The organism is Streptomyces sp. NPDC101234 (assembly GCF_044767525.1).
GTDB lineage: Bacteria > Actinomycetota > Actinomycetes > Streptomycetales > Streptomycetaceae > Streptomyces > Streptomyces sasae.
Window position 1 is genome coordinate 1 of the sequence record NZ_JBIWOA010000003.1, and the last position, 24,836, is coordinate 24,836.

Annotated in this window: 24 protein-coding genes and 1 pseudogene; 8 read left to right on the forward strand and 17 right to left on the reverse strand. The window is 71.4% G+C overall.

Going from position 1 to position 24,836, the window contains the following annotated elements:
• The 8 genes from ACIRR9_RS06450 to ACIRR9_RS06485 all read right to left on the reverse strand — a co-directional run.
• The coding region (locus tag ACIRR9_RS06450) for a hypothetical protein (RefSeq protein ID WP_403748992.1) at positions 1–170 on the reverse strand (170 nt) is incomplete at its 3' end.
• A 132-nt stretch (positions 171–302) separates the two neighbouring features.
• The gene (locus tag ACIRR9_RS06455; RefSeq protein WP_403748205.1) at positions 303–1,211 is read right to left on the reverse strand and encodes a universal stress protein; all 909 of its coding nucleotides are present in this window, start codon (positions 1,209–1,211) and stop codon (positions 303–305) included.
• A 137-nt stretch (positions 1,212–1,348) separates the two neighbouring features.
• Positions 1,349–2,086 carry a pyruvate formate-lyase-activating protein gene (pflA, locus tag ACIRR9_RS06460; RefSeq protein ID WP_403748206.1) on the reverse strand — a complete coding sequence of 246 codons (738 nt, stop codon included), beginning with the start codon at positions 2,084–2,086 and terminating at the stop codon, positions 1,349–1,351.
• On the reverse strand, positions 2,083–4,341 hold the full coding sequence (gene pflB, locus ACIRR9_RS06465) for a formate C-acetyltransferase (RefSeq protein ID WP_403748208.1): 2,259 nt from the start codon (positions 4,339–4,341) through the stop codon (positions 2,083–2,085). Before pflB ends, pflA begins: the two co-directional genes overlap by 4 nt.
• Before the next feature lie 114 nt (positions 4,342–4,455).
• A complete protein-coding gene (locus ACIRR9_RS06470) occupies positions 4,456–5,379 on the reverse strand; it encodes a carbamate kinase (RefSeq protein WP_403748210.1) in 924 nt (307 codons plus the stop codon).
• A 3-nt stretch (positions 5,380–5,382) separates the two neighbouring features.
• Positions 5,383–6,384, reverse strand: coding sequence for an ornithine carbamoyltransferase (gene argF / locus ACIRR9_RS06475; protein ID WP_403748213.1), 1,002 nt, complete (start codon positions 6,382–6,384; stop codon positions 5,383–5,385).
• Positions 6,385–6,403: 19 nt separating this feature from the next.
• Positions 6,404–7,609, reverse strand: coding sequence for an arginine deiminase (locus tag ACIRR9_RS06480; RefSeq protein WP_403748215.1), 1,206 nt, complete (start codon positions 7,607–7,609; stop codon positions 6,404–6,406).
• Between the two features lie 24 nt (positions 7,610–7,633).
• Positions 7,634–9,091 (reverse strand): APC family permease, encoded by a 1,458-nt coding sequence (locus tag ACIRR9_RS06485; RefSeq protein WP_403748217.1) that lies wholly within the window; start codon positions 9,089–9,091, stop codon positions 7,634–7,636.
• 204 nt (positions 9,092–9,295) lie between these two features.
• Here ACIRR9_RS06485 and ACIRR9_RS06490 point away from each other — a divergent pair.
• Positions 9,296–9,632 (forward strand): annotated as a pseudogene (locus tag ACIRR9_RS06490) (cyclic nucleotide-binding domain-containing protein); the annotation flags it as partial.
• Positions 9,633–9,654: 22 nt separating this feature from the next.
• Positions 9,655–10,353, forward strand: a complete 699-nt coding sequence (locus tag ACIRR9_RS06495; RefSeq protein WP_403748219.1) for a CBS domain-containing protein — start codon at positions 9,655–9,657, stop codon at positions 10,351–10,353.
• A 369-nt stretch (positions 10,354–10,722) separates the two neighbouring features.
• Here the strand turns inward: ACIRR9_RS06495 and ACIRR9_RS06500 are convergent, their stop codons facing one another.
• Together ACIRR9_RS06500 and ACIRR9_RS06505 are read right to left on the reverse strand one after the other, a co-directional pair.
• Positions 10,723–11,367, reverse strand: a complete 645-nt coding sequence (locus ACIRR9_RS06500) for an NAD(P)-dependent oxidoreductase (protein ID WP_403748222.1) — start codon at positions 11,365–11,367, stop codon at positions 10,723–10,725.
• Between the two features lie 43 nt (positions 11,368–11,410).
• Positions 11,411–12,193 carry an MBL fold metallo-hydrolase gene (locus ACIRR9_RS06505; protein WP_403748223.1) on the reverse strand — a complete coding sequence of 261 codons (783 nt, stop codon included), beginning with the start codon at positions 12,191–12,193 and terminating at the stop codon, positions 11,411–11,413.
• A 96-nt stretch (positions 12,194–12,289) separates the two neighbouring features.
• Here ACIRR9_RS06505 and ACIRR9_RS06510 point away from each other — a divergent pair, with 96 nt between their 5' ends.
• Entirely contained in the window at positions 12,290–13,222 is a 933-nt protein-coding gene (locus ACIRR9_RS06510; RefSeq protein ID WP_403748225.1) for a helix-turn-helix domain-containing protein, read from the forward strand.
• A 39-nt stretch (positions 13,223–13,261) separates the two neighbouring features.
• On the opposite strand, the gene ACIRR9_RS06515 is transcribed toward ACIRR9_RS06510, so the two are convergent.
• The 3 genes from ACIRR9_RS06515 to ACIRR9_RS06525 are packed head-to-tail and all read right to left on the reverse strand — an operon-like array spanning position 13,262 to position 15,754.
• Positions 13,262–13,513 carry a hypothetical protein gene (locus ACIRR9_RS06515; protein WP_403748227.1) on the reverse strand — a complete coding sequence of 84 codons (252 nt, stop codon included), beginning with the start codon at positions 13,511–13,513 and terminating at the stop codon, positions 13,262–13,264.
• A complete protein-coding gene (locus ACIRR9_RS06520) occupies positions 13,510–14,541 on the reverse strand; it encodes a nitronate monooxygenase (RefSeq protein WP_403748229.1) in 1,032 nt (343 codons plus the stop codon). The genes ACIRR9_RS06515 and ACIRR9_RS06520 overlap by 4 nt, the downstream gene beginning before the upstream one ends.
• A gap of 25 nt (positions 14,542–14,566) precedes the next feature.
• Positions 14,567–15,754: a YbfB/YjiJ family MFS transporter gene (locus ACIRR9_RS06525; RefSeq protein WP_403748231.1), complete on the reverse strand. Its 1,188-nt coding sequence runs from the start codon at positions 15,752–15,754 to the stop codon at positions 14,567–14,569.
• A 128-nt stretch (positions 15,755–15,882) separates the two neighbouring features.
• Between ACIRR9_RS06525 and ACIRR9_RS06530 the strand changes: the two genes are divergently transcribed.
• From ACIRR9_RS06530 to ACIRR9_RS06540, 3 genes are all read left to right on the forward strand, one after another.
• Positions 15,883–16,758: a LysR family transcriptional regulator gene (locus tag ACIRR9_RS06530; protein ID WP_403748234.1), complete on the forward strand. Its 876-nt coding sequence runs from the start codon at positions 15,883–15,885 to the stop codon at positions 16,756–16,758.
• 127 nt (positions 16,759–16,885) lie between these two features.
• On the forward strand, positions 16,886–17,689 hold the full coding sequence (locus tag ACIRR9_RS06535) for an MBL fold metallo-hydrolase (RefSeq protein WP_403748236.1): 804 nt from the start codon (positions 16,886–16,888) through the stop codon (positions 17,687–17,689).
• A gap of 52 nt (positions 17,690–17,741) precedes the next feature.
• Entirely contained in the window at positions 17,742–18,146 is a 405-nt protein-coding gene (locus ACIRR9_RS06540; RefSeq protein ID WP_403748237.1) for a tautomerase family protein, read from the forward strand.
• Between the two features lie 34 nt (positions 18,147–18,180).
• Here ACIRR9_RS06540 and ACIRR9_RS06545 read toward each other — a convergent pair whose 3' ends face one another.
• Entirely contained in the window at positions 18,181–18,597 is a 417-nt protein-coding gene (locus ACIRR9_RS06545; protein WP_403748995.1) for a DUF1622 domain-containing protein, read from the reverse strand.
• Between the two features lie 104 nt (positions 18,598–18,701).
• On the opposite strand from ACIRR9_RS06545, the gene ACIRR9_RS06550 reads away from it, so the two are divergent.
• Positions 18,702–18,956 (forward strand): hexameric tyrosine-coordinated heme protein, encoded by a 255-nt coding sequence (locus ACIRR9_RS06550; RefSeq protein WP_403748238.1) that lies wholly within the window; start codon positions 18,702–18,704, stop codon positions 18,954–18,956.
• Positions 18,957–19,390: 434 nt separating this feature from the next.
• On the opposite strand, the gene ACIRR9_RS06555 is transcribed toward ACIRR9_RS06550, so the two are convergent.
• The 3 genes from ACIRR9_RS06555 to ACIRR9_RS06565 all read right to left on the reverse strand — a co-directional run bounded on the left by ACIRR9_RS06555 (position 19,391) and on the right by ACIRR9_RS06565 (position 23,663).
• Positions 19,391–20,980: an oleate hydratase gene (locus ACIRR9_RS06555; RefSeq protein ID WP_403748240.1), complete on the reverse strand. Its 1,590-nt coding sequence runs from the start codon at positions 20,978–20,980 to the stop codon at positions 19,391–19,393.
• A gap of 273 nt (positions 20,981–21,253) precedes the next feature.
• The gene (locus ACIRR9_RS06560) at positions 21,254–22,312 is read right to left on the reverse strand and encodes a YbhN family protein (protein WP_403748242.1); all 1,059 of its coding nucleotides are present in this window, start codon (positions 22,310–22,312) and stop codon (positions 21,254–21,256) included.
• Positions 22,313–22,610: 298 nt separating this feature from the next.
• Positions 22,611–23,663, reverse strand: a complete 1,053-nt coding sequence (locus tag ACIRR9_RS06565) for a class I fructose-bisphosphate aldolase (RefSeq protein WP_403748244.1) — start codon at positions 23,661–23,663, stop codon at positions 22,611–22,613.
• Between the two features lie 270 nt (positions 23,664–23,933).
• Here ACIRR9_RS06565 and ACIRR9_RS06570 point away from each other — a divergent pair, with 270 nt between their 5' ends.
• Positions 23,934–24,824 (forward strand): universal stress protein, encoded by an 891-nt coding sequence (locus ACIRR9_RS06570; RefSeq protein WP_403748246.1) that lies wholly within the window; start codon positions 23,934–23,936, stop codon positions 24,822–24,824.
• Positions 24,825–24,836: the final 12 nt, after the last annotated feature.

Genomic DNA, 24,836 nt, shown 5'->3' on the forward strand with positions numbered 1-24,836 from the left:
AGCAGCCGGGGCTTGATGTGCTCCGGCCGCAACGGCTCGGCGAGCAACGGGTTCGACATCAGGTAGATCTGGCCCGCGGCCAGGTAGTTCGCGGCACGCCAGTGCGCGTCCAGGGTGCGCAGTTCGTCGTCGGAAAGCATGGTGGCGCCCTGGTGTTCGGCCTTGGACATGGAAAGACTCCAGAAGTCGCGGGGGGGGCGTCGGGCGGTGTAGGCGGGATGGCCGGCCAGAACGCGGCGGAGCTGCCGCGCAAGGAGCAGGAGACGGAACTGCTGCGTCTGCAGTGGGCAGCCCCCAGCAGGTCAGCTGTGCGGGACGACGGCGACGGGGGCGGTGGAGTGGTGCAGGACGGCATGGGTGACGGAGCCGATGTGGGTGCCGAACGGGCTGCGACGGGCACGCCGGCCGACGACCACGAGGCAGGCTTCGCGGGAGGCGTCGACGAGGTGGTTGCCGGGGGTTCCGCAGTGGGACTGCTCGATGACTTCGACGGCTGGGAACTTCTCCCGCCAGGGGCGCAGGACCTCGGTCAACGCGGTGCCTTCATACCGTGCCAGCTCTTCGCGGAGACCCAGGTCGACGGCCATGCCGTAGGTGTCGTAGGAGTAGGGCGGGTTCCAGCCGTGCACGACCCGCAGCGACGTACCCCGGCGGGCGGCCGCGGCGAAGGCGAACGCGATCAGGTCGTCGTCGGGGCTCTCGATGTCGAGGCCGAGGACGACGGGCCGGAACGGTGTCTGCGCGGACGGGACGCCGAAGGGGGCCGACTCGTGCTCCTCGGCGGCCTGTTCCCCGGCGCGGACCAGGACGACCGGCCGTTCGGCGTGGGCGACGACGGACAGGCCGACGGAGCCGACCATGAACCCGCCGATGCCGCCCAGGGCGCGGGAGCCGAGGACGAGCAGTTCGGCGTCGTTCGCCGCGCCCACGAGGACGTCAGCAGGCCTGCCGGACACCTGCTCGGTGCTCACGTCGAGGCCAGGGTGACGCAGCCGCACACCCTCGGCCGCCTCGCGCGGTATGCGCTCGCTCCAGTGCCGGTGGGTCTCGGGACCGAGCACCGGTGCCTGCGCCACGGGCGCCGGTACGGGCTCCCAGACGTGCACCAGCTTGAGCGGCAGTTCGAGCAACTCCGCCTCACGGGCCGCCCACTCGGCCGCGGCGCGGCTCTCGGGAGAGCCGTCGAGACCGACGGTGACGGTACGGGTCATGATCTCTGCCTCCTGAACGGGGTTTCCGGTACGAGCGTCGTCCTCGGACGGGATCTCCGGCAGGGGCCGCAGGTCCTTGTGATTGGCCGGTCGGCCCTGGCTGGTGGGTGATACGGCGGACCAACGGGAGCCCTCGTTCAGTGAGCCCACAAGCCATGGGCGCGGAACTGGTGCCGTACCCGCTCGACCGAGTCCGGCGCGGGGCTCGGTGTGTCGCGCAGCGGGAACGGGATGCCGAGGGCCTCGTACTTCGCGGCGCCCAGCTTGTGGAACGGCAGGATGTCCACGCGGTCGACCGAATCGAGGCCCGCGACGAAGCGGGCCAGGCCGTCGACGGGTTCCGGGGCGTCGGTCCAGCCCGGGACCAGGACGTACCTGATCCACATCCGCACGCCGAGCCGGTCGAGGCGGGTGGCGAAGCTCAGGGTGGGGGCGAGTTCGCCGCCCGTGAGGCGCCGGTAGGTGTTGATGTCGAAGGACTTGATGTCCAGCAGGACCAGGTCGGTGTGGGAGAGGAGTTCGTCGGAGGCGCGCGCGCCGAGGAAGCCGGAGGTGTCGAGCGCCGTGTGCAGCCCGGCCTCCTTGCAGCGCCGCAGCAGTTCGCCGGTGAAGGCGGGCTGGAGCAGCGGTTCGCCACCCGTGACGGTCACTCCGCCGCCGGCCGTGGTGATGAACGCGCGGTACTTCTCGATCTCCGCCATGACCTCGTCGACGGTCACCTCCCGTCCGTCGCGCATGTGCCAGGTGTCCGGGTTCGCGCAGTACAGACAGCGCAGCGGGCAGCCGGACACGAAGAGCACGAACCGGGTCCCGGGACCGTCCACGCCGGTGGACAGGTCCCAGGAGTGGATCCGGCCCCGTACCAGGGTGCTCACAACGATCCGTGGAAGGTGCGGCTGATCACGTCGAGCTGCTGCTCGCGGGTCAGCCGGACGAAGTTGACCGCGTACCCGGACACCCGGATCGTCAGGTCCGGGTACCTCTCCGGGTGTTCCATGGCGTCCTCCAGGGTGGCGCGGTCCAGGACGTTGACGTTCATGTGGAAGCCGCCGGCCGCCATATAGGCGTCGAGGATGCCCACCAGGTTGCGGGCGCGTTCCTCCGGGCGGTGTCCCAGGCCCTCCGGGGTGATGGTCGTGGTGAGCGAGATGCCGTCGCGGGCCTGCTCGTACGGCAGCTTGGCGACCGAGAGCGCGGATGCGGCGACCCCGTGCCGGTCGCGGCCGTTCATCGGGTTGGCGCCGGGAGCGAAGGGCTGTCCGGCGCGGCGGCCGTCGGGGGTGTTGCCGGTGTGCTTGCCGTAGACGACGTTGGAGGTGATAGTGAGGACGGACTGGGTGTGCTCGGCGTTCCGGTAGGTGGGGTGTCGGCGCACCTTGGCCATGAAGGACTCGACCAGACCGACGGCGAGTTCGTCGGCGCGGTCGTCGTTGTTGCCGTACGCCGGGTAGTCCCCCTCGACCTCGTAGTCGACGGCGAGTCCGGTCTCCGGGTCCCGGATCACCTTGACCCGGGCGTACTTCACGGCGGACAGGCTGTCCGCGGCGACGGACAGGCCGGCGATTCCGCAGGCCATGAAGCGGTGCACGGGGTGGTCGTGGAGGGCCATCTCGACGCGTTCGTAGGCGTACTTGTCGTGCATGTAGTGGATGACGTTGAGCGCGTTGACGTACGTCCGCGCCAGCCAGTCCAGCATCCGGTCGTAGGCGGCGGCGAGTTCGTCGCTGTCCAGGTACTCCCCGGTCAACGGCGGTGCAGCGGGGGCCACCTGTTCGCCGGAGAGCTCGTCCCGGCCGCCGTTGACCGCGTAGAGCAGCGCCTTGGCGAGGTTGACCCGCGCTCCGAAGAACTGCATCTGCCTGCCGACCGCCATCGCCGACACACAGCAGGCGATCGCCGTGTCGTCGCCGGTGCGCGGGCGGGTCAGTTCGTCGGACTCGTACTGGACGGCGCTGGTGTCGACCGAGACCTGGGCGCAGAACTCCTTGAATCCCGGGGGGAGTCGGGGCGACCACAGCACCGTCAGGTTGGGTTCCGGGGCGGGGCCGAGGTTGTACAGGGTCTGCAGGAACCGGAAGGAGGTGCGGGTGACCAGCGGCCGGCCGTCCTGGCCGATGCCGCCGATGGACTCCGTCACCCAGGTCGGGTCGCCGGAGAACAGGGCGTCGTACTCGGGGGTGCGCAGGAATCGTACGATCCGGAGCTTGATCACGAAGTCGTCGATCAGCTCCTGGGCCCGGGTCTCGTCGATGGTCCCGTCCGCCAGGTCCCGTTGGAGGTAGACGTCGAGGAACGTGGAGGTGCGGCCGAGCGACATCGCCGCGCCGTTCTGCTCCTTCACTGCGGCCAGGTAGGCGAGATACAGCCACTGGACGGCCTCGTGGGCGGTGCCGGCGGGGCGGGAGACGTCGCAGCCGTACGTCGCCGCCATCTGTGTCAGTTCGGTCAACGCCCTTGCCTGCTCGGCGAGTTCCTCGCGGTCGCGGACGACGTCGGCGGTGGAGTCGAGCCCGTCCAGCATGGCGCGTTCGGCGCGCTTGGCCTCGATCAGACGGTCGGTGCCGTACAGGGCCACCCGCCGGTAGTCGCCGATGATCCGGCCGCGGCCGTAGGCGTCGGGCAGTCCGGTGATGATGCCTGCCCTGCGGGCGGCGCGCATCTCGGGTGTGTAGGCGTCGAAGACCCCGTCGTTGTGGGTCTTGCGGTAGGTGCCGAAGACGCGTGTCACGAACGGGTCGGGCTCGTAGCCGTACGCCCGCAGCCCGTTCTCCACCATCCGCAGGCCGCCGTTGGGCATGATCGCGCGCTTGAGTGGGGCGTCCGTCTGGAGTCCGACGATCAGTTCGCGGTCGCGGTCGATGTACCCGGGCGCGTGCGAGGTGATGGTGGACGGGGTGGCGGTGTCGACGTCGAGGACGCCCCGGCGCCGCTCCTCGGGGAACAGGACGCTGACCTTCTCCCAGACGGCACGGGTGCGCCCGGTGGCTCCGCTCAGGAACGCGGAGTCCCCTTCGTACGGTGTGTAGTTGGCCTGGATGAAGTCGCGCACGTCGATCTGCTCGCGCCAGCGGATGCCGGTGAAGCCCCGCCAGGCATCCGTACGGCTGCCGACGGTCATGGTCGCGGTCATCGTCGGTTCTCTCCTCGGCTGGACGGCTCTCGCTTCGAATGGTGGTCTGCCGCGGTGATCGCGGGGAGTGCCGGCAGGTCCCGGTCGCGGGGCCGGACGGCCCCCGGCTGCCGCTCACTCGCCCATGAGGTCCGGGCGGACCAGGGTGCCCGAGCGGCCGTGGACGATCTCGTACGCGGCGTCCAGGGCGCCGATGGCGGCGAGGCCGCCGGTGCGTTCGACGAACCGGGCTGCGGCCTCCGTCTTGGGGCCCATCGAGCCCTCCGGGAAGCCGCCCCGGCGCAGCCGGCTCGGGGTGGCGTCGTCCAGCGGGCGCTGCCGTGGGGTCCCGTAGCCCTCGTACACGCACGGCACGTCCGTGAGGATGAGCAGGAAGTCGGCCTTGAGCTCCTCGGCGAGCAGGGCGGCGGTGAGGTCCTTGTCGACGACCGCCTCGACCCCGGTGAGGGCTCCGGTGCCGGCGTCGGCGGTGACGGGCACGCCTCCGCCGCCCGCGCAGATCACCAGCGTGCCGACGGCGAGCAGTTCGTGAACGGTCTCCGTCTCCACAATGCCCTCCGGGCTGGGGGAGGGTACGACGCGCCGCCAGCCGTCGCCGTCCCGCGCGACCTGCCAGCCGCGCAGCCGTGCAAGGGTCGGGACGGCCTTTCCGGAGTACACCTGGCCGACGAACTTGGTGGGCCGGCCGAAGGCCGGGTCGTCGGCCCGTACGAGGGTGTGGGTGACGAGTGTGGCGATTCGGCGGCCGGGCAGCGCGTTGTGCAGGGCGCGGGCCAGCAGGGAGCCGATCATGCCCTGGGTCTCGGCACCGAGCAGGTCCAGTGGGTAGGGGGCGGTCAGCGCGGGGTCCGCGACGCTCTCGACGGCGAGCAGGCCGATCTGCGGGCCGTTGCCGTGGGTGATCACCAGTTCGTGTTCGTGGGCGAGGGCGGCCAGGGCGGTGACGACCCGCTCGACGTTCGCCTCCTGGACGGCCGCGTCGGGGTGGTCGCCCCGGCGCAGCAGGGCGTTGCCCCCGAGGGCGGCGACGATACGCACGGTTCAGTCCTCCAGGGTGGCGACGAGTACGGCCTTGATGGTGTGCAGCCGGTTCTCCGCCTGGTCGAAGACGATCGACGCCGGCGAGGCGAACACCTCGTCGGTGACCTCCAGACCGTCCAGACCGTGGGCTTCGAAGAGCTCCCGGCCCAGGCGGGTGCTGCGGTCGTGCAGGGCGGGCAGGCAGTGCATGAACTTCACGTCCGGGTTGCCGGTGGCGGCCAGCGTCTTGTCGTTGACCTGGTAGGGCAGCAGCAGCTCGATCCGCTCCCGCCAGGTGTCCGCCGGCTCTCCCATGGAAACCCAGACGTCGGTGTGGAGGAAATCGGCGCCGCGCACGGCGGTCCCGACGTCCTCGGTGAGCAGGATCCGGGCTCCGCTGCGCTCGCCCAGTTCCCGGCAGCGGGTGACCAGCGCGGGGTCGGGCCACAGCGCGGCGGGCGCGGCGATCCGGACATCCATGCCGAGCAGCGCGCCCATGGACAGCAGCGAGTTGCCCATGTTGTTGCGGGCGTCGCCGAGGTAGCAGTAGGCGATGTCCTGCAGTGGCCTGCGGCTGTGCTCGTGCATGGTGAGGACGTCGCACAGGCTCTGGGTGGGGTGCGCGGTGTCGGTGAGGCCGTTGTAGACGGGGACGCCGGAGTGGGCGGCGAGGTCGATGACGGTCGACTGGACGCCGCCCCGGTACTCGATGCCGTCGAACATGCGGCCGAGTACGCGGGCGGTGTCGGCGACGGACTCCTTGCCGCCGATGTGGGTGTCGCCGGGGCCCAGGTAGGTGGTGTGGGCGCCCTGGTCGGCGGCGGCGACCTCGAAGGCGCACCGGGTGCGGGTGGAGGTCTTCTCGAAGATCAGCGCGAGCTGTCGGCCGGTCAGCCGGGGCCGCTCGGTGCGGGTGCGCTTCTCGGCCTTGAGCTGGGCTGCGAGGCCCAGCAGGTGGTGGATCTCGGCGGCGGTGAAGTCGAGTTCGCTCAAGTAGGAGCGGCCTCGCAGGTCGACGGTCATGGTGGGGTCCCTTGCTCTGTCAGACGGCCGGGTCGCGTTCGATCGGGCAGCTCATGCAGCGCGGGCCGCCCCGGCCGCGGCCGAGTTCGGCACCGGCGATGGTGATGATCTCGATGCCCTGCTTGCGCAGGTAGGTGTTGGTGGTGACGTTGCGCTCGTAGCCGACGACCACGCCGGGCGCGACGGCGAGGAAGTTGTTGCCGTCGTCCCACTGCTCGCGCTCGGCGCCCCGGATGTCCTGGGGCGCCGAGAGCATGCGGACCTTGTCCAGGTCGAGGGCCTCGGCGAGGGCGGTGGCCAGGTCGGAGTCCGGGGTGACGTCGAATCCGGTGTCGCGGGTGCTGCTGGGCGTGAGCGTCCAGGAGCGCAGGGAGTCGGCGAGTCCCGGATAGATGGTGAAGGCGTCGCGGTCGACCATGGTCAGGACCGTGTCGAGGTGCATGTACGCGCGGGCGGACGGCAGCTTGACGGCGACGAGCCGGTACGCGGTGCCGTCGGCGAACAGCCGGGCGGCCAGGTTCTCCACCGCCTGCGCGGTGGTGCGTTCACCCATGCCGACCATGACGGCGCCGTTGCCGAGGACGTGCACGTCACCGCCCTCCAGGGTGCCCGCCACACCGTCCAGCAGCGTCGTGCCGGCGAACAGCGGGTGGAAGCGGTAGACGGCCTCGGCATGCAGGCTCTCCCGCCGCCGGGCCGGTTTCGCCATCGGGTTGACCGACAGACGGTCGTAGATCCAGCAGGAGTTGTCGCGCGGGAAGAGGTGGTTCGGCAGGGGCGCGAGCGCGAAGTCGTCGGCGTCCAGCGCGCTCCAGACCAGGCTTTGCGGTGCGGCCAGCGGCAGGTCGCTCTTGAGGATCCCGCCGATGAGGTATCCGGCGAGCGTCTCGCCGTCGAGTTCCGCGCACAGGTCGCGGACGGGGTCGACGAGTGCGGGGCCGACGCCCGCCGGAGTGACGACCCGGTCCAGCAGCCAGTCGCGGGCTTCCGGCAGGGCGAGGGTCTGGGCGAGCAGGTCGGCGAAGTGGTGGACGCGGGCACCGTGGTCGCGCAGCACCTGGGCGAAGGCGTCGTGCTCCTCACGGGCGCGCTTGGCCCACAGGATGTCGTCGAAGAGCAGGGCGTCGACGTTGCGCGGGGTGAGGCGGGCGAGTTCGAGGCCGGGACGGTGCAGGATCACCTGGCGCAGCGGGCCGACCTCGGAGTCGACGTGGAAGGTGTTCATGGTGGCCTTTCCGGGGGCGCGGGGTCAGTCCTGGTGGCGGAGGGAGCGCGGCTTGCGGGCACCGCCGACGCGGTTCGTGCGCAGCCCGCGCGAGTGCCGCACGTCCGGGGTGGCGGTCTCCGGCGCCCGCTGCTCGGTAGCGGTGCTGCGGCTCTGGTCCCGCTTCAGCCAGACGTAGACCGGCACACCGAGCAGCAGGACGAACAGGCCGTAGTAGACGGTCTGGTAACCGCTGCCCTGGATGGACCAGTAGGAGAAGGCCAGGGCCAGCGCGGCAACCGTCGTGTCGCGGGCGAGCCGGCGCGGGCTGAGGGCGTCCCGGCCGCGGACCAGCAGCCAGTACAGCTGCGCGGCGGCGGAGAACAGGTACGGGATCACCGCGGTCAGGACGCTCAGCAGCACGATCTTGGTGAAGACGTCCTCGAAGCGGGTGTAGCTGAACACGGTGATCAGCGAGGCCAGCACGGTCGAGGCGACGATCCCGAAGGCGGGCACGTCCTTCTCGCCGCGCAGCCGTGCGAAGACCCCGGGGAACAGCCCGTCGCGGGCGGCGGCGTACGGCATCTCCGCGCACAGCATGGTCCAGCCGTTGAGGGCGCCGATGCCGGAGACGATGGCGGCGATGGCGACCAGGTCGCCGGCCCAGGTGCCGCCGAAGATGTTGTTCGCCGCATCGGTGAACGGCGCGGTGGAGCCGCCGAGCTTCGTGTGCGACACCGTGCCGAAGACGGCCAGCGTGCCCAGGATGTAGATGACGGCGCAGACCAGCGTGCCGTACACGGTGGCCCGCGGCACGTTGCGGCCTGGCTCACGGACGCGTCCGGCGACGACCGAGGCGGCCTCCAGACCCAGATAGCTGAACAGGGCGATGGCGCCGGCTGCCGAGATCGCGCCCAGCGCCGACTGGCCGCTCGCGTTGAAGGAGCCGAAGTTTCCGGAGTCGACGAACAGCAACCCGACGGTGGCCATGAAGACCAGCGGGACGAACTTCAGCACGGTGGTGACCACCTGGAAGGCGCCGATGTTCCGCACGCCGGTGAGGTTGATCGCGGCGGGTATCCAGAGGCCGGCCAGCGCCAGGAGAACGGAGATCCATTTCCGGTGGCCGGTGTTGACGAAGACCTCGACGTAACCCACCCAGGCCACCACGATCGCCGCGTTGCCGGCCCACGCGGTGATCCAGTACGACCACGCGTTGAGGAATCCCGCGAACTCGCCGAAGGCCTCGCGGGCGTAGACGTACGGCCCTCCGCTGGCCGTGGTGCGGCCGGCGAGCGCGCCGAAGGTCAGCGCCAGGGCGAGCGCGCCGAGGGTCACGGCGCCGAACGCGACCAGCGCGATCGGCCCGTAGGGCGCCAGTGCGGAGGGCAGGGCGAAGACTCCGGTGCCGATGATGCTGCCGATCACCAGGGCGGAGGCGGCGGGCAGGCCGAGCGCGGCCGGGAGCGCGGGGCGCTTCCCGGTCGCCGGGGTCGTGGACATGGCTGTGCTCCTTGTGCGTGGTGCTGGGATCGGTGCGATGCGGGACCGATGGTTCTGCGCCACGCCGGGGTGGCGGGAGCGGCCGTACGGCCCGTGGGCGTGCTGATGGTCCCGGGCCGGCGGGTCCGCTCGGCCCATGGCAGGCCCGCGCCCGGCGGCACACGCTGGCCGTAGGACCAGGCAAGCCCGAGCCGGGAGGCCGCCATGACCGCATCCCCGACCCCCGGCGTGCTGCGCACGCTCCCGCCCGAGTACCGGGACCGGCTGATGAGGACCGCCCAGGAGGTGTCCATCGCCCCCGGGGCCCGGCTCTTCGAGGAGGGCGGCCGCGCCGACCGGTTCTGGATCGTCCGAACCGGCCGGATCGAACTGGACATGCATGTGCCCGGCCGCCGGGCGGCCGTCATCGAGAACCTCGGCCCCGACGAACTGGTCGGCTGGTCCTGGCTGTTCGGCCCGTACGTGCAGTACTGGCCCACCGCTGCGCGCGGCCCGTACCCGAGTGCTCGCCCTGTACGCCCCGTACGGCGCCGGCGCGAGCAACCGAGCGAGGAGTGACCGACATGCACGGCACGCCGCACATCGTCAGCGACGTCATGACGACGACCGTCGTGAGCGTCGGACGCGACGCCCCCTTCAAGGAGCTCGTGCAACTCATGCGGGACTGGCGGGTCAGCGCCCTGCCCGTGATCGAGGGCGAGGGCCGGGTCGTCGGCGTCGTCTCCGAGGCGGACCTGCTGCACAAGGAGGAGTTCCGGGACGGTGACCCCGACCGGTACACCCAGCTGCGCCGCATCGACGAACTGGCCAAGGCCGGTGCCCTGAGTGCGGGCGAACTGATGACCGCCCCCGCACTCACCGTCCGCCCGGACACCACGCTCGCGCAGGCCGCGCGGATCATGGCACGGGCCAGGGTGAAGCGCCTGCCGGTGACCGACGACGTGGGCGTCCTGCAGGGCGTGATCAGCCGCACCGACCTGCTCAAGGTCTTCCTGCGCGGCGACGAGGAGATCGCGGAGGAGGTCCGCCGTGAGATCGTGTCGTACCTCTTCCCCTCCCCCGCGTCCGTGCTGCGTGTGGACGTCCGCGAGGGGGTCGTGACGCTCGTCGGCCGGATCCGCGACACGTCCCTGGTCCCGGTGGCGGCACGGCTGGTCAGGGCCGTCGAGGGCGTGGTGGACGTGAACTTCGACCTGTCCCCGGACCGGACGCCGCCCGCGACGACGGATCCGCAACGCACGAGCGGGGCGGGCCGTCCCTAGCGCGTCCCGGCCGGGCAGGGCGACGATCGGCATGGGCAGCCCGCGCTCTGCCCGTCCCTCCCGACTGCGTCGACCTGCCGGGAATGTTCGGGTGCTGTCGTGACCTTGCTCTGATCTGCGCCGAGGACGTCACTCGCGACGCCTGGTGCACGGCGCTTCCCCGGCACGGCCGGGCCGCAGACGACGAAGCCGACCGAGTAGCCGTGGCCGAGGGCGTCCAGGGCGAGCGGGTGCGGGTCGGCCGGCTTCGGTGACGCCGCCGGGGCACCGGCACCGTTCACCGCGAGCGGACCACGCCCGAGGCGGCGGCCGTGTTCGCTGGCGGGCGGCGTCGGCATAAGGGTCGTCACCGAGCGCGTTGCGTGCGGCTCAGTAGCCGACGGTGAAGCGGCGGTTGAGGTGTCGGGGGTCCTCGATCTCGTCGACGAGGGCGGCGGCGTAGTCCTCGTAGGAGATGCGAGCCTGCCCGTCCTCGCCCGCGACGGGGGTGTCGAGGCCGGTGCGGTAGCTGCCGGTGCGCTCGCCCGGGGCGAAGTGCACCGGGGGCGGGGAGACGTAGGTCCAGGTCACGGCGGAGTCGAGAGCGAGGTAGGCGTCCAGGGCGCGGATCTGGCCGATGGCGTACGGCTTGAACTCCTCGGGGAAGCTCGGGGTGTCGAAGAACCGCACGCCGTCGTCGTCGAGCAGGCTGGCGCCGCCGCCCATGTGGATGATGCGCGGGCCGGCCGGGCCCAGTGCGCGGACGGCCGCGGCGGCGGAGTCGACGGCGTCGGTGTAGAGGGTGGCGTCCGGGCCGCCCACGGTGAGCACCAGGACGTCGGCGTCCTTGGCGAGGACGGCGACCGCGGGCCGGTCGGTGATGTCGCCCGCGACCGCGCGGACCCCGTCGGGAAGCGCGGTCAGCGCATCGGCGTCGCGGGCCACGGCAGTGACCTGGTGGCCGCGGGCGGCGGCCTCGGCAACGATTCGGGAGCCGGCCTTGCCCGCGGCTCCGAACACGACGATCCTGCTCATCACGTGATCTCTTTCTGTTGCTGTGGCGTTGTGGGTGTCGGGGTCAGGCGCCGGTGGCGCCGAAGAGGTACTGGTTGCCGATGTCGATCAGGAACGGGCCGCCCCACGCGGGGTAGCGCTCGATGATGGCCTGCTTGTACGCCGCTCCGTCAGCGCCGAGGAGTTCGCCCGCGTCCGCGAGGTAGCGGCGCAGTTCGTCGAAGACCTCGGGACCGGCGGGCAGGCCGTGACCGGCCAGGACGGTGTCGTACGCCGGGTCGGCGGCCAGCGCGTCCACGGCCTTGGCCCAGCCGGCGATGTCGTTGTTGCCGAGGAACAGGTGCGTGGCGTGGTAGACGAGGTCCTGGGCGACCAGCACACCCTGCTCCGGAAGCCTGATCACGAGTTCGTCGGCCGCCTCGCCGCCGTGATGGGCCTCGAAGACGAACGGGACGCCGTCGATCACCTCCGTGCCCGCCGTTATCTCCACGGTCGGGGTCATGTCGGCGACCGGGATGACCGTTCCGGCCGGGTCCCGGCCGTCGCCCTGGGCCGCGATCTGGTCGCGCACCGCGGCCAGCGCGTGCACCGGGACGCCGAACCGGGCGGCACCGTGGAAGTGGTCCGGATGGGCATGGGTGATGATCAGCCGGTCCAGCGGCTTGCCCAGGCCCCTGGAGTAGGCGACGGCCTCGTCGGCGTAGGCGAGCGCGTACTGGCCGTCGACGGCGATCACCCGTGCCGGGGTCTCGATCAGCTGGGTGGTGACGTTCAGACTGTCGTCACCGGCCATGTAGCTGTGGATGCGCACCGCGCCCTTGTCGATGACGGTGACCGTGCCGTTCATGGTGTTCCTGCCTCCTGGTGGTGGGACGCGGCCGCCGGGCCGCCTCGCACTCCACTGTCCGCGCGAAGCGGCTGGCAGACGAGGTACGGTGAAGACGTGTCGTGGTCAAAGACGGACATCAGCTCGAATGCCGGGGCCGGCAGCCGGGCCGGGGAGGCCCCCATCCCGGGGTTCCGGTTCAACCCGCCGCACGCTCCCGTGCCGGGCATCGAGATCACCGGTCTGGCCGCGCTGCACGGCCGGGTCACCGACGGCAGCCTGCAACGGGTGCACCGCGCCGACTTCCACTCCCTCACCCTGATCACCGAGGGCAGCGCAGAGCACACCGTCGACTTCGTCACCTACCCCTGCCGCCCCGGCACCCTGCTCTGGGTCCGCCCCGGCCAGGTGCAGCGCTTCACTGATCCCGGCCGCATGAACGGCACCCATGTGCTGTTCACCCCGGCCTTCCCCGAGCCGACCGCGGCCGCTGTCCACCTCACCGACGACTGGTCCGGGCCCGTCTGCCGCCAACTGGGAACCGGCGGCGACTACGCCGCCACCTCCGCACTCCTCAGCCGGCTGCACGCCGAGTACACCCGCCCGTCCGGGATATCCCGCGACATCCTGCGGCTGCTGCTCGCCGCGCTCCTGCTGCACATCGACCGCCTCCCCCACCCGGGGACGCGCACCGACCCGCACCCCGGCAGTGAGGTCTACGCCCGCTTCCGCGCCGAGCTGGAACGCTCCTACGCCACCACCCGGCGCGCCGAGGACTACGCCGACCGCCTGGGATACACCGTCAAGACCCTCACCCGTGTCTGCCGGGCCGCCACGGGGCAGTCCGTCAAGGAGGCCATCGACGCCCGGGTCGCCCTCCAGGCCCAGCGGCTCCTCTCCCACACCGACGAGCCCGTCGGCGTCATCGCCCGCCGCCTCGGCTTCTCCGAACCCACCAACTTCGGCAAGTTCTTCACCCGCCATACCGGCACCACGCCCGGCGAATTCCGCCAGCGCCAGTCGGGGACCGACGGCCACTCGGCCGCGTGACCGGCAGAAGCCGTACGACCGGCAGAAGCCGCATGACCGTCAGATGGAGATCCTCCTCGCCGTGGGCCAGCGGCGCCCGCTCCCGTGCTCCCGGACCTTCCGCACCCCCACCGCGGGCTGCCATCCCAGTCGGCGGGACACGGCGAGGCCGGAGGCGATGACCGCGGGCCGTACCGCGCGAAGGTCCACCGACCCGGAGGCCACAACCACCGACAGGGCCGCGACGACCTCGCCCTCGGCGTTCAGGACCCGGGTGGCCACCAAGCCTGGGCCGATCAGGGCGTCCTTCACAGCCGGCTCGCGAGACGCGCGAAGGTGTCCGCTGCGCACTCCACTCTCGCCTCGCCGTGTCCGGTTCCGGCCCACAGGTGGATCAGGCGGGTGTCGCCCGCTTCGGTGGCAGCCTTGCGAAGGGGGCCGGTGAGGTGGTGCAGGGCGGGGTAGCCGGCCGGGGCGACGGGGTCGTAGCGGTCGGTGAAGTGGTTGCGCAGGGCTCGGGCGGGCCGACCGGTGAAGGCGTGGGTGACGACGGTGGCTGCGAAGGCCGGGTCGACCAGGGCTGCCTTGTGCGGAGCTGAGGCCCCGCTCTCGTGCGTGCGCAGCAGGACGGTGCCGACCATGGCGGCCGCCGCGCCCGCGCGCAGTGCGGCTGCCACGCCGTCGGGGGTGGTGATCCCACCGGTCGCGATGACGGGCAGGGCCACGGCGTGGCGGACCGCGGCGATCAGGTCGGGCAGCGGGACCGGCGCGGGGGGCCGTGCGGGGGTGAGGGTGGCGGAGTGCCCGCCGGCTGCCTGGGCCTGCACGATCAGCGCGTCGACGCCGGACTCGGCCGCTCGGCGTGCTTCGTCGGCCGAGGTGACGGACTGCAGGACGACGCTTCCGGCCCGGCGGAGGGCGTCGACGACCACGCGGCCCGGGATACCGAAGGTGAAGGAGACCCAGGGAACGGGGGACGAGGTCAGCAGATCGATCTTGTCCGTCCAGTGATCGTCGTCCTCGACCGGTTCCTCGGGCAGAGTGAGCCCGTAGCGGTCGGCCTCCGCCTGTACTTCGCGGGCGTAGCGCCGGTAGGCCTCGTCGGAGACGGGGACGGGGTTCGGGACGAACAGGTTGACGCCGAAGGAGGCCACGCCGTCCAGGCGTGTGGTGTGGATCTGCCCGGCGAGAGCCTGGGCGGTCTTGTAGCCGCCGGCCAGGAATCCGAGGCCGCCCGCGCGAGCGGCGGCGGCGACCAGGGCGGGGCTGCTCGGTCCACCGGCCATGGGGGCGGCGAGGACGGGAAGGTCCACGCCGAGGCCGGACTGCAGTGTGTTCACGTCGACTCCGATCGCGGGGCGGGTGTCAGGCCGTCGCGGTCGCGACGGTGAGATGGTGCGGGAAGCGGACGCAGAGGACGGCGGAGGCAACCGCGGCCACCACCACCATCCCGGCGCCCAGCAGCAGCGGCTGGTGGTATCCACGGCTCAGCAGCGGCGCGGCGAGCAGCGGGCCGAGGATCTGGCCGGCGCTGTATCCGGCGGTCAACAGGGCTACGGCGCGCGGCACTTGAAGGTGGGTGCCGATGGACAGGGCGATCGTGCTGACGCCCATGAAGGTGGCGCCGAACAGCACGGCGGAGACGAGCGCGGGCGCGGTGCCGCCGAGCACCGCCGGCAGGGCGATCCCGACGGCCTGGATGGTCAGCGAGGTGAACAGCAGCGCCGGCCGGGACCAGCGGTGGGCCAGCCGCGTCCACAGGGCGCAGGACGGGAGGGCGGCGAGTCCGACCACGATCCAGGCGCCGCCGCCGAGCCATCCCGTGGTGTGCTGCTGGACCGCCGCGACCAGGAAGGTGCCGGCGACGATGTAGCCGATGCCCTCGAAGGTGTAGCTGGCGAGCAGCGCGAGGAACCAGCGGTGGGTACGCGGCCGTCCGGCTCGCGCGGCGGCCTGCGAAGGCTCCGTGCGCGGGGTCAACGGCCAGGCCACGGCGGCGAGTACGGCCGCGAGGGCCGCGCAGAGCCACCAGGCCGCCTGCCAGGTGGACGCCGACTGCACTGCGACGACCAGCAGACCGGACAGCGCGATTCCGGCGCCGACGCCGCCCAAGGCCCAGCCGACCAGGTGATGGGCATGGGCATGGGCATGCAGGCGGGCGAGCATGGCGCTGACGGCGATCACGAAGATCAGCGCGCTGGCGGCGCCGGCTGTCAGGCGCAACAGGAACCAGACGGTGCCGTCCTCGGTGACCGGCATGAGCCCCAGCGTCAGGACCAGTACGACGAGGGATCCGCGCAGCGCCGCGGTCGACCGTACGACGGCGGGCGCGGCGATGCCGGTCACGGCGCCGGCGAGGTAGCCGATGAAGTTGGCCGTCGCCAGGCTCGCCCCGAAGGCCGCCGAGAGTCCGGCCTGGGCGTGCATGAGCGGCAGGATGGGCGTGTAGACGAACCTGCCGATGCCCATGCCCGCGGCGAGCGCCGCCCCCGCCCGGGCGGCGATCGTCCACGGGCCTTCCCTGCGCGGACTGGACGGGGCCGAGGTCTGCACCTTGATCACCTTCCTGGCGGCTGTGGGGGTCGCTTCTCACGCTAGGCAGCGTGTGTGTGCCTGTGAAATGCCGGTTAAGCTGCCGCTATGCACGGCAGGCATGGATGCTGGAAAGGGACGCCGTGAGCATGGACGTCGAACTCCGTCACCTGCGGGCCTTCGCGTCGGTGGCCAGGCACCGCTCGTTCTCCCGGGCCGCCGAGGAACTGCTGATCACCCAGCCGGCGCTGAGCCGGACGATCGCGCAGCTGGAGGGCAACCTGAGCGTACGGCTGCTCGACCGCTCCTCACGGCACGTCGAACTGACCGACACCGGCGCGGAGTTCCTCGTCCACGTGGAGCGGGTCCTCGCGACCCTGGATCAGGCGCTCGCCGTCGCGGGCCACCGTGTCACCCTGCGGCTCGGTTTCAGCTGGCTGCTGCCCGATCCATGGGCGCAGCAGGCCGTCGGCCTCTTCGAGGAGAGCACGGCAGCGACGGTCGCCCTGACCAGGACCGACGACCCTCTTCAGGCGTTGCGGCGGCGCATTCTCGACATCGCCGTGGTCCGGGGCGACTTCGACGCACCGCGAGGGTCCCGCACCCTGCATCTGTTCGACGAGCCGCGCATCGCCGTGTGCTCCGAGCACAGCGATCTGACCCGCCTCGGTCATCTGGCCTGGACGGACGTCCGGTACTGGCCGCTGGTCGTCAATACCGTCAGCGGTACGACCGGCCCCTGGTCGTGGCCGGCCGACCAACGCCCGGCCCAGATCATCGAAACGGCGAACTACGACGAGTGGCTGGAGACAGTGGCCGCCAACCGGGGTATCGGCATCGTCCCCGAGGCAGCGCAACGCCGCAGCCGGCACCCCGCCGTCCGCTATGTCCCGCTCACCGACGCACCGCCGAGCCCGGTCAGCCTCGTCCATATGCCCGACGCCCGGCGGACACTGATCCGACGGTTCCTGGACGCCGCCGTACAGGCCGCCGCGTCCGGGGCAGCACCGAGCACCACGCACTGACCAGAATCTATGCCCGCTGGTCATGGACCGATCGCGACAGGCATTTCTCACCGGCCCCGACGGTCACTAGCGTCTTGTGCATGAGTGGAACCATCACGACCATCTGGATCATCCGGCGAGGGGCACGATGAGCCTCATACTGTCCCGCCAGGAGCGCGCGATCACCGTCCTGGGCGGGCCCACGGCCGTCATCGACCTCGGCGGCCTGCGGATCGTCAGCGATCCGACCTTCGACGCGGCGGGCCCCCACGGGTACCTCACCAAGACGGCCGGACCCATTGTCGACGAGCACGCGGTGGGGCCGGTCGACCTGGTCCTCGTCAGCCACGAGGCGCATCCGGACAACCTCGACGACCGGGGCCGCGCGTTCGCGCAGGCCGCCCCGCTGGTGCTCAGCGGTCCGACGGCCGCCCGACGGTTCGGTGCGCCCGCCGTCGGTCTCTCCCCGTGGACGAGCCACGCCGTGCCCCGTCCGGACGGCGCCGGTGAGCTGACCGTGCTGGCGGTCCCCGCCGTCCATGGCCCCGAGGACGGGGACCGGGACGCCGACGGCAACGTCAACTGCGAGGTCACCGGATTCGTGCTGTCCGGGCAGGGCCTGCCGACCGTGTACATCAGCGGCGACAATGCTTCGATCCGCGCGGTCGCGGAGATCTCCCGGCGGGTGCCGGACATCGACGTGGCCGTGCTGCACGCGGGATCCGCCCGCGTGCCGACGAAGTTCGACGGTCGCCCGCTGTCCCTGGACGGCCGCGGCGCCGCCGCCGCGACAGCCGTCCTGGGCGCGGTTACGGTGATCCCGGCCCACTACGACGGCTGGGCCCACTTCTCCGAGGGACTGCCGGAGATCGAACTCGCCTTCCACGAGGCAGGCCTGTCCTCGCTGCTGCGTGCGGTACCCCATGGGACCTGGGTGCAGTTGCACCGCTGAGACACCGACAGCCACCGACGATTCAGTCCCCGACGATCAAGGAACGAGAGCCATGCCCTTCGTACGGATCGACCTCATCCGCGGACGCCGTCCGGAAGAGATCCGGGCGATCGCCGACGCGGCGCACCGCGCGCTCGTGGACGTCCTCGCCATCCCCGAGCGGGACCGGTTCCAGGTCATCACCGAGCACGACGCCGACCACATCATCGCCCTCGACGCCGGCCTCGGCTTCGAGCGGACCGACCATCTGGTGATGATCCAGATCTTCACCCAGTCGGGGCGCACCACCGAGGTCAAGCAGAGCCTCTTCCACGCCGTCGCCAAGCAGCTGGAACCCCTCGGCGTCGGCGGCGAGGACGTCTTCCTCAGCATCATGGAGAACAACCCGCAGGACTGGTCCTTCGGTTTCGGCCGCGCCCAGTACATCGAGGGAGACCTGGCCGTCCCCGGACGCTGACCATCGCCCCCGCGCCGGGCACCGCCACGGCGGATCAGTGTGAAGACGTGGCCTGACCAGGCGTGGCTCGCTCCACCTCCTGGCGCTGCTCCTTGATCTCTTTGCCGAGGAAATAGTTCAGAGCGGTGCGGATCGCGGCGATGGCCGCCAGTTGGCCGATCTGCGTGAAGGTCGGAGCCACCGCTGTACGCAGGATGTCTCCGGCGAGCTGAAACTCCAGGCCCAGAGCGAGGAAGCGCCCGAGGCCAAGGCGAATAAGGTGGAAATCCTCGATCGCCGCAGCCCTTTCCCTCTTTACGTATCGCCTTGTTCTCATGGTTCCGGCGACAAATCGGAGGAACGCGATCAGCGCACCGGCGAAGATGATGATCGCGCCTGCGAACTCGACCAGCCGAGCCAGGACATCAACCGTGTCGCGAAGCAGCGAATCCGGCAGAAACTCCCATGCCATCATCTGCAGTCCCGCTTCCCGTCGGATACCGGATGGCCCTCCAGACGTGCGACATCGTATTCGAGCGATGCAGGTTTCGAGAGAACCCAGGTTACCGTGGCGACATGAATCGAGTACCTGACGAGGGATTGGTCCTCGTACCCGGAAACTCCCTGATCACAAGCACTCCCGAAGAGGGGCGGGCCCTGGCTCTCACTCTGGCACGCCACACTGTTCACAACATCCAGCCCGATCTGGATGTCCTAAAGGGTGGTCGACCCAACTACTCCACCACTCCGGAAAGCCTCATCGAGTCTGCACGGGTTGTGGCCGTCGAGTTCCAGACCATTGCCGCCGCCAATAATTACTGGCGGAAATAGGCTCGCTTTCATCCCGGCCGTCCCTCAAGCTTCGGGATGCCCGACGACGGGGTGCGAAGGACGGCCGTTCGCCGTGGTCCTCGCTGCGGCCGTCCCCGCGCGCCGGCTGGGTCAGGCGTCTCCTTCGGCCGCTCCCACGACCAGCGCCTCCCCGTCCGCGCCGCCGAGCCCCCGTCGTCCGGCACAAGCGGGGGTCCGGCCGGCGCCAAGGCCACCTCGTCGGCCGGCCCAGCCTCCCCTGGAGCACAGCAGTCCCTCGGAGGCCACCGTCACGGTTCCTGACACTCAAGGCTGCGGCCCGGTTGGTGCGCGACGCTCGGCTGACCGCGGCTTCCATACGTCGGGCCCGGACCGGCTCGGGTGGCGCGGCCTGGCCGAGGAATCGCCCAGGAGGCGGCCGGCTTCGGGGAGTTGGGGGACGGCCCGGTGCGGTCTCAGGCCAGGGCGGACTTCAGCACGCCGAACGCCGTCTTCGGGTCGGCGAGGGCATGGTGGATGCCGGGGATCTCGTGGTCGAGGCCGAGCAGGCCGTAGACGGCGTGCATCGCGCCGCGTACGGAGTACTCGACGGTGAAGACGACGTCCTCGGGTATCTCGGTGAACTGGCCGAGGAAGGCGAAGTTCGCCGCGCCGCGCGGAATGACCGGCGGCCGGTCGTGCGGGGTGCGCGGGGCGAACTGGCTGGTGATGTAGGGCAGCATCACCGGGATCACGGTCGTGGTGGCCGCGACCTGCTCCTCGATGTCCGGCATGCCCAGGTGGCCGAGGAGTTCGGTGAGGATCTCCCTGCCGGTGCACTGTGCCATCGGCTTGTGGACGAAGTCGCCGTCGCGGTCGACGAACAGGCCGTAGCCCCAGACGGTGTAGACGTCCTCCGGCTGGCCCTCGAAGTGCGGGGCGTGCGGGACGACGATCGACATCAGCCAGCCGGAGTGCTTGAACGTCATCAGCGCGCCGGTACCCGGCAGGTTGCCGGACAGTTCCTCGATGCGCTGGAGCAGGAGCGGGCTGCGCAGGGTGAGGGTGAAGGACTCCCACTTGGCCTCGTCGACGTTGCCGTGGAAGACGGCCGGGCGCCCGAAGTCGTCGGCCTTGGCCGCGAGGGTCTCCCACAGCCGCCAGCCGCCGTCGCGCTTGTCGCGGATGAGCTCGGGTGCGGTGTCGTCGTCGCCGTAGGCGGCATCGGCGGTCATGGAGCCGAGGGTGAGGAACGCGTGGTCGGTGGTGGCGAGGTCGTACACGTCGGGCTGTCCGGCGCGGTCGAGGTGGAGGCGGCGCACTCGGCGGGTACCGTCCGCGTCGGTGGTGATGTCTGCGTCGGTGACCCGCACCCCGTGCTCGAAGCGAACGCCGAGTTCCATGAGCCAGGCCTGGAGGGGGCGGATGATCGAGTCGTACTGGTTGAGCCGCGTCCGGCGCACGCCCGAGAGGGTGTGCATACGGGGGAACTCCTGCATGAAGCGCAGGAAGTAGCGCTTCAGCTCGATGGCGCTGTGCCAGTTCTGGAACGCGAAGGTGGTGCGCCACATCGCCCAGAAGTTGGTCTCGAAGAAGTGCGGGGAGAAGAACTCGTCGATCCGGCGGGCCCCGATCACCGACTCGGGGAGCACGAGCAGCCGGGTCAGCTCCATGCGGTCACGGGTGTCGAGGCCGTAGTCGGAGGCGTCCAGGATCTCGGCGCCCTTGCCGATCAGCCGGGCCTTGGCGTCGGTGGGCCACTCGGCGCTGAACGCCCGGATCTCCTCGCGTACCGACACGCTCTCGTCGGTGAGGGTCGGGATGCTCTCCAGGAGGTTCCACAGGCAGGTGTACGCCTCGTCCTCCAGCATGCGGCCACCCCGGCTGACGTAACCGGCGGATCCGCCACGGCCGTCCATGGAGCCGCCCGCGACCGGGAGTTCCTCCAGTATGTGGATGTTGTGCCCGAGGAAGCCGCCGTCGCGGATCAGGAAGGCGGCGGCCGCCAGCGAGGCGATACCACCACCGACGAGGTAGGCCCGGGGCTGCTGCGGAGCGTCGGTCATGACGTTCCTCCGTTCTGCCGGGCGCGCAAGGTGACGGCCGGCTCGTATCGGGGTCGCCGTCAGTCAATTCGCGGTACGTCCGCGCAGGCAGGGGCCGGATGTCCCTGGTCACCAGCCGACGGTCCCGGGTCCGGGGGACCGCGGACCGTCGAGCGGGTCGATGCGGAACGGTGAGGAGCCGGCGGCAGCGCTCTCAGGGGCGTGGACGAGGAGCAGGGGCGGGACGCGTTGCCCGGCCTCGTCGGCGGCCGGCGAGAGGGTCGCGGCGGGAACTCATCGCCCGCCGCGCGCCGTGTGTGTCTCTTCGAGGGCGAGGCCGACCCAGCAGATCCAGCCGACGGGTTGCAGTGCCCAGTAGCTGATGATCCGGTAGAGGAACGTCGCGGCGATCGCCTGTGCGGCCGGCAGACCGGATATGACGAGCAGGGCGGACAGCGTCGCTTCGGCGATGCCCAGGTTCCCCGGCGTCAGGTGCAGGCTGCCGGCCAGCTGGGTGAGCGCGTAGGACAGGAGCAGTCCCCGCCAGGGCACCTCGATGCCCAGGGCCCACATCCCGGCGGCCAGGACAGCCGCATCGAGCAGCCAGTTCAGGAAGGCGTAGCCGAGCGGCCACAGCCAGGGCAGCGGCCGGGGTTCTGCGGCGCGGGCCTGCCGCACCACACCGGCGAAGTCGGATTCCGCGCGGCGCACTCGCGGGTACCGGCGGCCCGTGCTCTTCCAGACACAACACAGCAGACGGCGGCAGCCGGCGAAGCGGGACAGAGCGAGGAGCACCAGCGCGGCGACGAGAGCCGGCAGCAGTACGTCGTCCGTCACCGGGCGTACCAGGGCACCGGGACCGGCCGGACCGGCCACCGCCACCCCGGCGGCGAACAGCAGGCAGAGGCCCGCCGCCGACGCCACGCCCGAGGTCACCAGGACGGCAGCGGCAAGCACACCGCCCGCACCCCGGCGGGACAGGTGGCGCAGCAGCCAGGCGGCCGAGAAAGCCGCGCCGGCCGGCAGCGCACCCGCCATCGCGTTGGCGGCCACGGTGGTACACGTCATCCTCGCCATGCTCCACCGCACGCCCCCCACCCTCAGCAGCCACCGCGGCACGGCCGCGAAGCACAGCAGAGACGTGGCTTCGAGTGCCATGGCGATCACGAGACCGGGTGGCCGCACACGGGCGATCAGGTCATACGCCTCCGCGATCTCCCGCCGCCGGGAGAGGGCGGCCACCACCGCGGCAGCCAGTACGAGTGCCGAGCAGAGCCACCAGAACCGGCCCGGCCGGGTGACTCCGCCCGGCGCCGGTCCGGTGTCCCCGGCTCGGGTCACCGGCTGCGGCATGCTTCCCTTTCGAGAGTCGGCGCGAGAGGCAGAGCCGGTCGCGGCGGTGGGATCCGTGTGCCGTCGCGCCATGCTCACCCCGCTCGCCACGGATCACGATGCCGCCCGGCGCCGTGGCCCGCAGCCGGGTGCGGCCTGCCGGGCGTCGTCCGCCCGGGGCATCCGGGTCCGGCCGGCGGTGTCCGCCCTCCGGCCGACGCTCGGTACCGGCGTGCCGGACGGTGGGGCCGTCGCCCGCCCTGAAGGCTTCCCCCCGCTGCCGTCCCGGGCACTGGCGGGGCGTCCGGCCCCGCCCCCGTCAGGCGACGGTGACCCCCTCGTCCAGGTAGACGTCCTGGACGGCGTGCAGGAGCTCGATGCCCTCGGCGGTGGGGCGCTGGAATGCCTTGCGGCCGGTGATGAGGCCGGTGCCGCCGGCCCGCTTGTTGATCACCGCGGTGCGTACCGCCTGGGCCAGGTCCCCCTGGCCCGCCGAGGCGCCGCCGCTGTTGATCAGTCCGACGCGGCCCATGTAGCAGTTGGCGACCTGCCAGCGCGTGAGGTCGATCGGGTGGTCGGTGGTGAGCCTGTCGTACAGCAGCGGGTGGGTCTTGCCGAAGCCCAGTGCGCGGTAGCCGCCGTTGTTCTCCGCCTGTTTCTGTTTGACGATGTCGGCCTCGATCGTCACGCCGAGGTGGTTGGCCTGGCCGGTGAGATCGGCGGAGAGCGCGTAGTCCACGCCGTCCTGCTTGAACGCGGAGTTGCGCAGGTAGCACCACAGCACGGTGAACATGCCCAGTTCATGGGCGCGCGCGAAGACCTCACTGGTCTCCCGCAGCTGGCGGTCGGACTGTTCCGAACCGAAGTAGACCGTGGCGCCGACGCCCGCCGCGCCGAGGTCGAAGCACTGCTCGACGCCGCCGAACATGATCTGGTCGTAGTGGTTGGGGTAGGTCAGGAGCTCGTTGTGGTTGAGCTTGACGATGAAGGGGATCCGGTGCGCGTAGCGCCGCGACACGGCGCCGAGCACGCCGAGTGTGCTGGCCACCGCGTTGCAGCCGCCGTCGAGGGCGAGTTCGACGATGTTCGCGGGGTCGAGGTAGCGGGGGTTCGGGGCGAACGCCGACGCCGCGGAGTGCTCGATACCCTGGTCGACCGGCAGTACCGACACGTACCCCGTGCCTGCCAGCCGGCCGTGGCCGAAGAGTGACTGCAGGTTGCGCAGCACCCGGGGCGAGCGGTCGGTCCCGGAGACGACCCGGTCGACGAAGTCGGGTCCGGGCAGTACCAGGTCTTCCCTCGGGATCCCCTGGGCGGAGTGGGTCAGCAGGTCCTTGGCCTCGTCGCCCAGCAGCTCTTGGATGTCGGTCATGGCTTCCGCCCTCTCCTGGTCCGCGGAATGTCGCTGGAGACGGCCGCACACGTGCGGGGCAGCAGGACGTGACACAGTCCGTGCGGCCGCGTCACGGGTTCCCTGTCCATCATCCGCGCGGGGAGACGTCCCGGCAGAGCCGGTCGGGTCCTTCGTCGGGGCCGAACGGCCCACGAGCAGCCGGACATCGCGCCTGCCGGGACTGTCGAAGGCCCCGCCGTGGAACAGTGGAGGACGCGTGAACAGGCACGGTGGGCGAAGGAGGACACGATGAGTCACCCCGTGCTGGCCGGTGTCGACGGCTCCGAGCACAGCCTGGCCGCGGCCGAGTGGGCGGCGCGGGAAGCGGTGCTGCGGGATGTTGCCCTGCGTGTCGTGCACGCCGCTCCGCCCCTTCCGGGAGGTGCGGTTCCCCACCAGGCCGGGGAGACGCTGCGCCGCGTGGGCGAGCGCATCGTCCAAGGGGTGATCGCCGACCTCCATGCCCGCTACCCGGAGCTGCGGGTGCGGGGCGAGCAGAGCGCCGACGCCCCGGCCGAGGCTCTGCTCTCCGCGGCTCACGGTGCCGGGCTGCTCGTGGTCGGCGCCCGGGGCTCGGGCGGCTTCAACGGCCTCGCGGTCGGCTCGGTGGCCCTTCGGGTGGCGGCTGCCGCCGACGGCCCCGTCGTCGTGGTGCCCGGCCCGCGGCCCGGCGGCTTCGGTAACGGCGCACGCCCGGCGGGCACCGTCCCTCAGGTCGTGGTGGGTTTCGACGCGCACCGCCCGGTCGGCGAGGTGGCGGACTTCGCGTTCGGGGCGGCCCGGACGCGCGGGGCGGTGCTCCGGGCGGTGCAGGCATGGGCCTTTCCCGCCGAGGCCGTGTCGCCGCGGACGCTGTTCGTGGCCGAGGAGGACCGCGCCACCTGGGAGGACCAGGAAGTCCTGCGGTTGTCCGACGCCCTGCGCGCCCGGCAGGAGCAGTGCCCCGAGGTGGCGGTCCGCACGGATGTCGTCCTCCTGCACCCCGCGGAGGCACTCCTGAACACGTCCCGCGGAGCCGACCTGCTGGTCGTGGGCCGCGGTGCCGGCCGGGGCGCCGGCGAGGGCCGGCTGGGGCCGGTCACGCACGCCGTGCTGCACCACGCCGGGTGCCCGGTGGCGGTCGTACCGCACGCCGCCTGACACCGCGCAGGG

Bases quoted from the DNA above. Each gene is read 5' to 3' on its own strand.
- ACIRR9_RS06455 (WP_403748205.1), bottom strand. From the start codon at position 1,211: ATGACCCGTACCGTCACCGTCGGTCTCGACGGCTCTCCCGAGAGCCGC.
- pflB (WP_403748208.1), bottom strand. From the start codon at position 4,341: ATGACCGCGACCATGACCGTCGGCAGCCGTACGGATGCCTGGCGGGGC.
- argF (WP_403748213.1), bottom strand. From the start codon at position 6,384: ATGACCGTCGACCTGCGAGGCCGCTCCTACTTGAGCGAACTCGACTTC.
- ACIRR9_RS06480 (WP_403748215.1), bottom strand. From the start codon at position 7,609: ATGAACACCTTCCACGTCGACTCCGAGGTCGGCCCGCTGCGCCAGGTG.
- ACIRR9_RS06485 (WP_403748217.1), bottom strand. From the start codon at position 9,091: ATGTCCACGACCCCGGCGACCGGGAAGCGCCCCGCGCTCCCGGCCGCG.
- ACIRR9_RS06495 (WP_403748219.1), top strand. From the start codon at position 9,655: ATGCACGGCACGCCGCACATCGTCAGCGACGTCATGACGACGACCGTC.
- ACIRR9_RS06500 (WP_403748222.1), bottom strand. From the start codon at position 11,367: ATGAGCAGGATCGTCGTGTTCGGAGCCGCGGGCAAGGCCGGCTCCCGA.
- ACIRR9_RS06505 (WP_403748223.1), bottom strand. From the start codon at position 12,193: ATGAACGGCACGGTCACCGTCATCGACAAGGGCGCGGTGCGCATCCAC.
- ACIRR9_RS06530 (WP_403748234.1), top strand. From the start codon at position 15,883: ATGGACGTCGAACTCCGTCACCTGCGGGCCTTCGCGTCGGTGGCCAGG.
- ACIRR9_RS06535 (WP_403748236.1), top strand. From the start codon at position 16,886: ATGAGCCTCATACTGTCCCGCCAGGAGCGCGCGATCACCGTCCTGGGC.
- ACIRR9_RS06540 (WP_403748237.1), top strand. From the start codon at position 17,742: ATGCCCTTCGTACGGATCGACCTCATCCGCGGACGCCGTCCGGAAGAG.
- ACIRR9_RS06545 (WP_403748995.1), bottom strand. From the start codon at position 18,597: ATGGCATGGGAGTTTCTGCCGGATTCGCTGCTTCGCGACACGGTTGAT.
- ACIRR9_RS06550 (WP_403748238.1), top strand. From the start codon at position 18,702: ATGAATCGAGTACCTGACGAGGGATTGGTCCTCGTACCCGGAAACTCC.
- ACIRR9_RS06555 (WP_403748240.1), bottom strand. From the start codon at position 20,980: ATGACCGACGCTCCGCAGCAGCCCCGGGCCTACCTCGTCGGTGGTGGT.
- ACIRR9_RS06560 (WP_403748242.1), bottom strand. From the start codon at position 22,312: ATGCCGCAGCCGGTGACCCGAGCCGGGGACACCGGACCGGCGCCGGGC.
- ACIRR9_RS06565 (WP_403748244.1), bottom strand. From the start codon at position 23,663: ATGACCGACATCCAAGAGCTGCTGGGCGACGAGGCCAAGGACCTGCTG.
- ACIRR9_RS06570 (WP_403748246.1), top strand. From the start codon at position 23,934: ATGAGTCACCCCGTGCTGGCCGGTGTCGACGGCTCCGAGCACAGCCTG.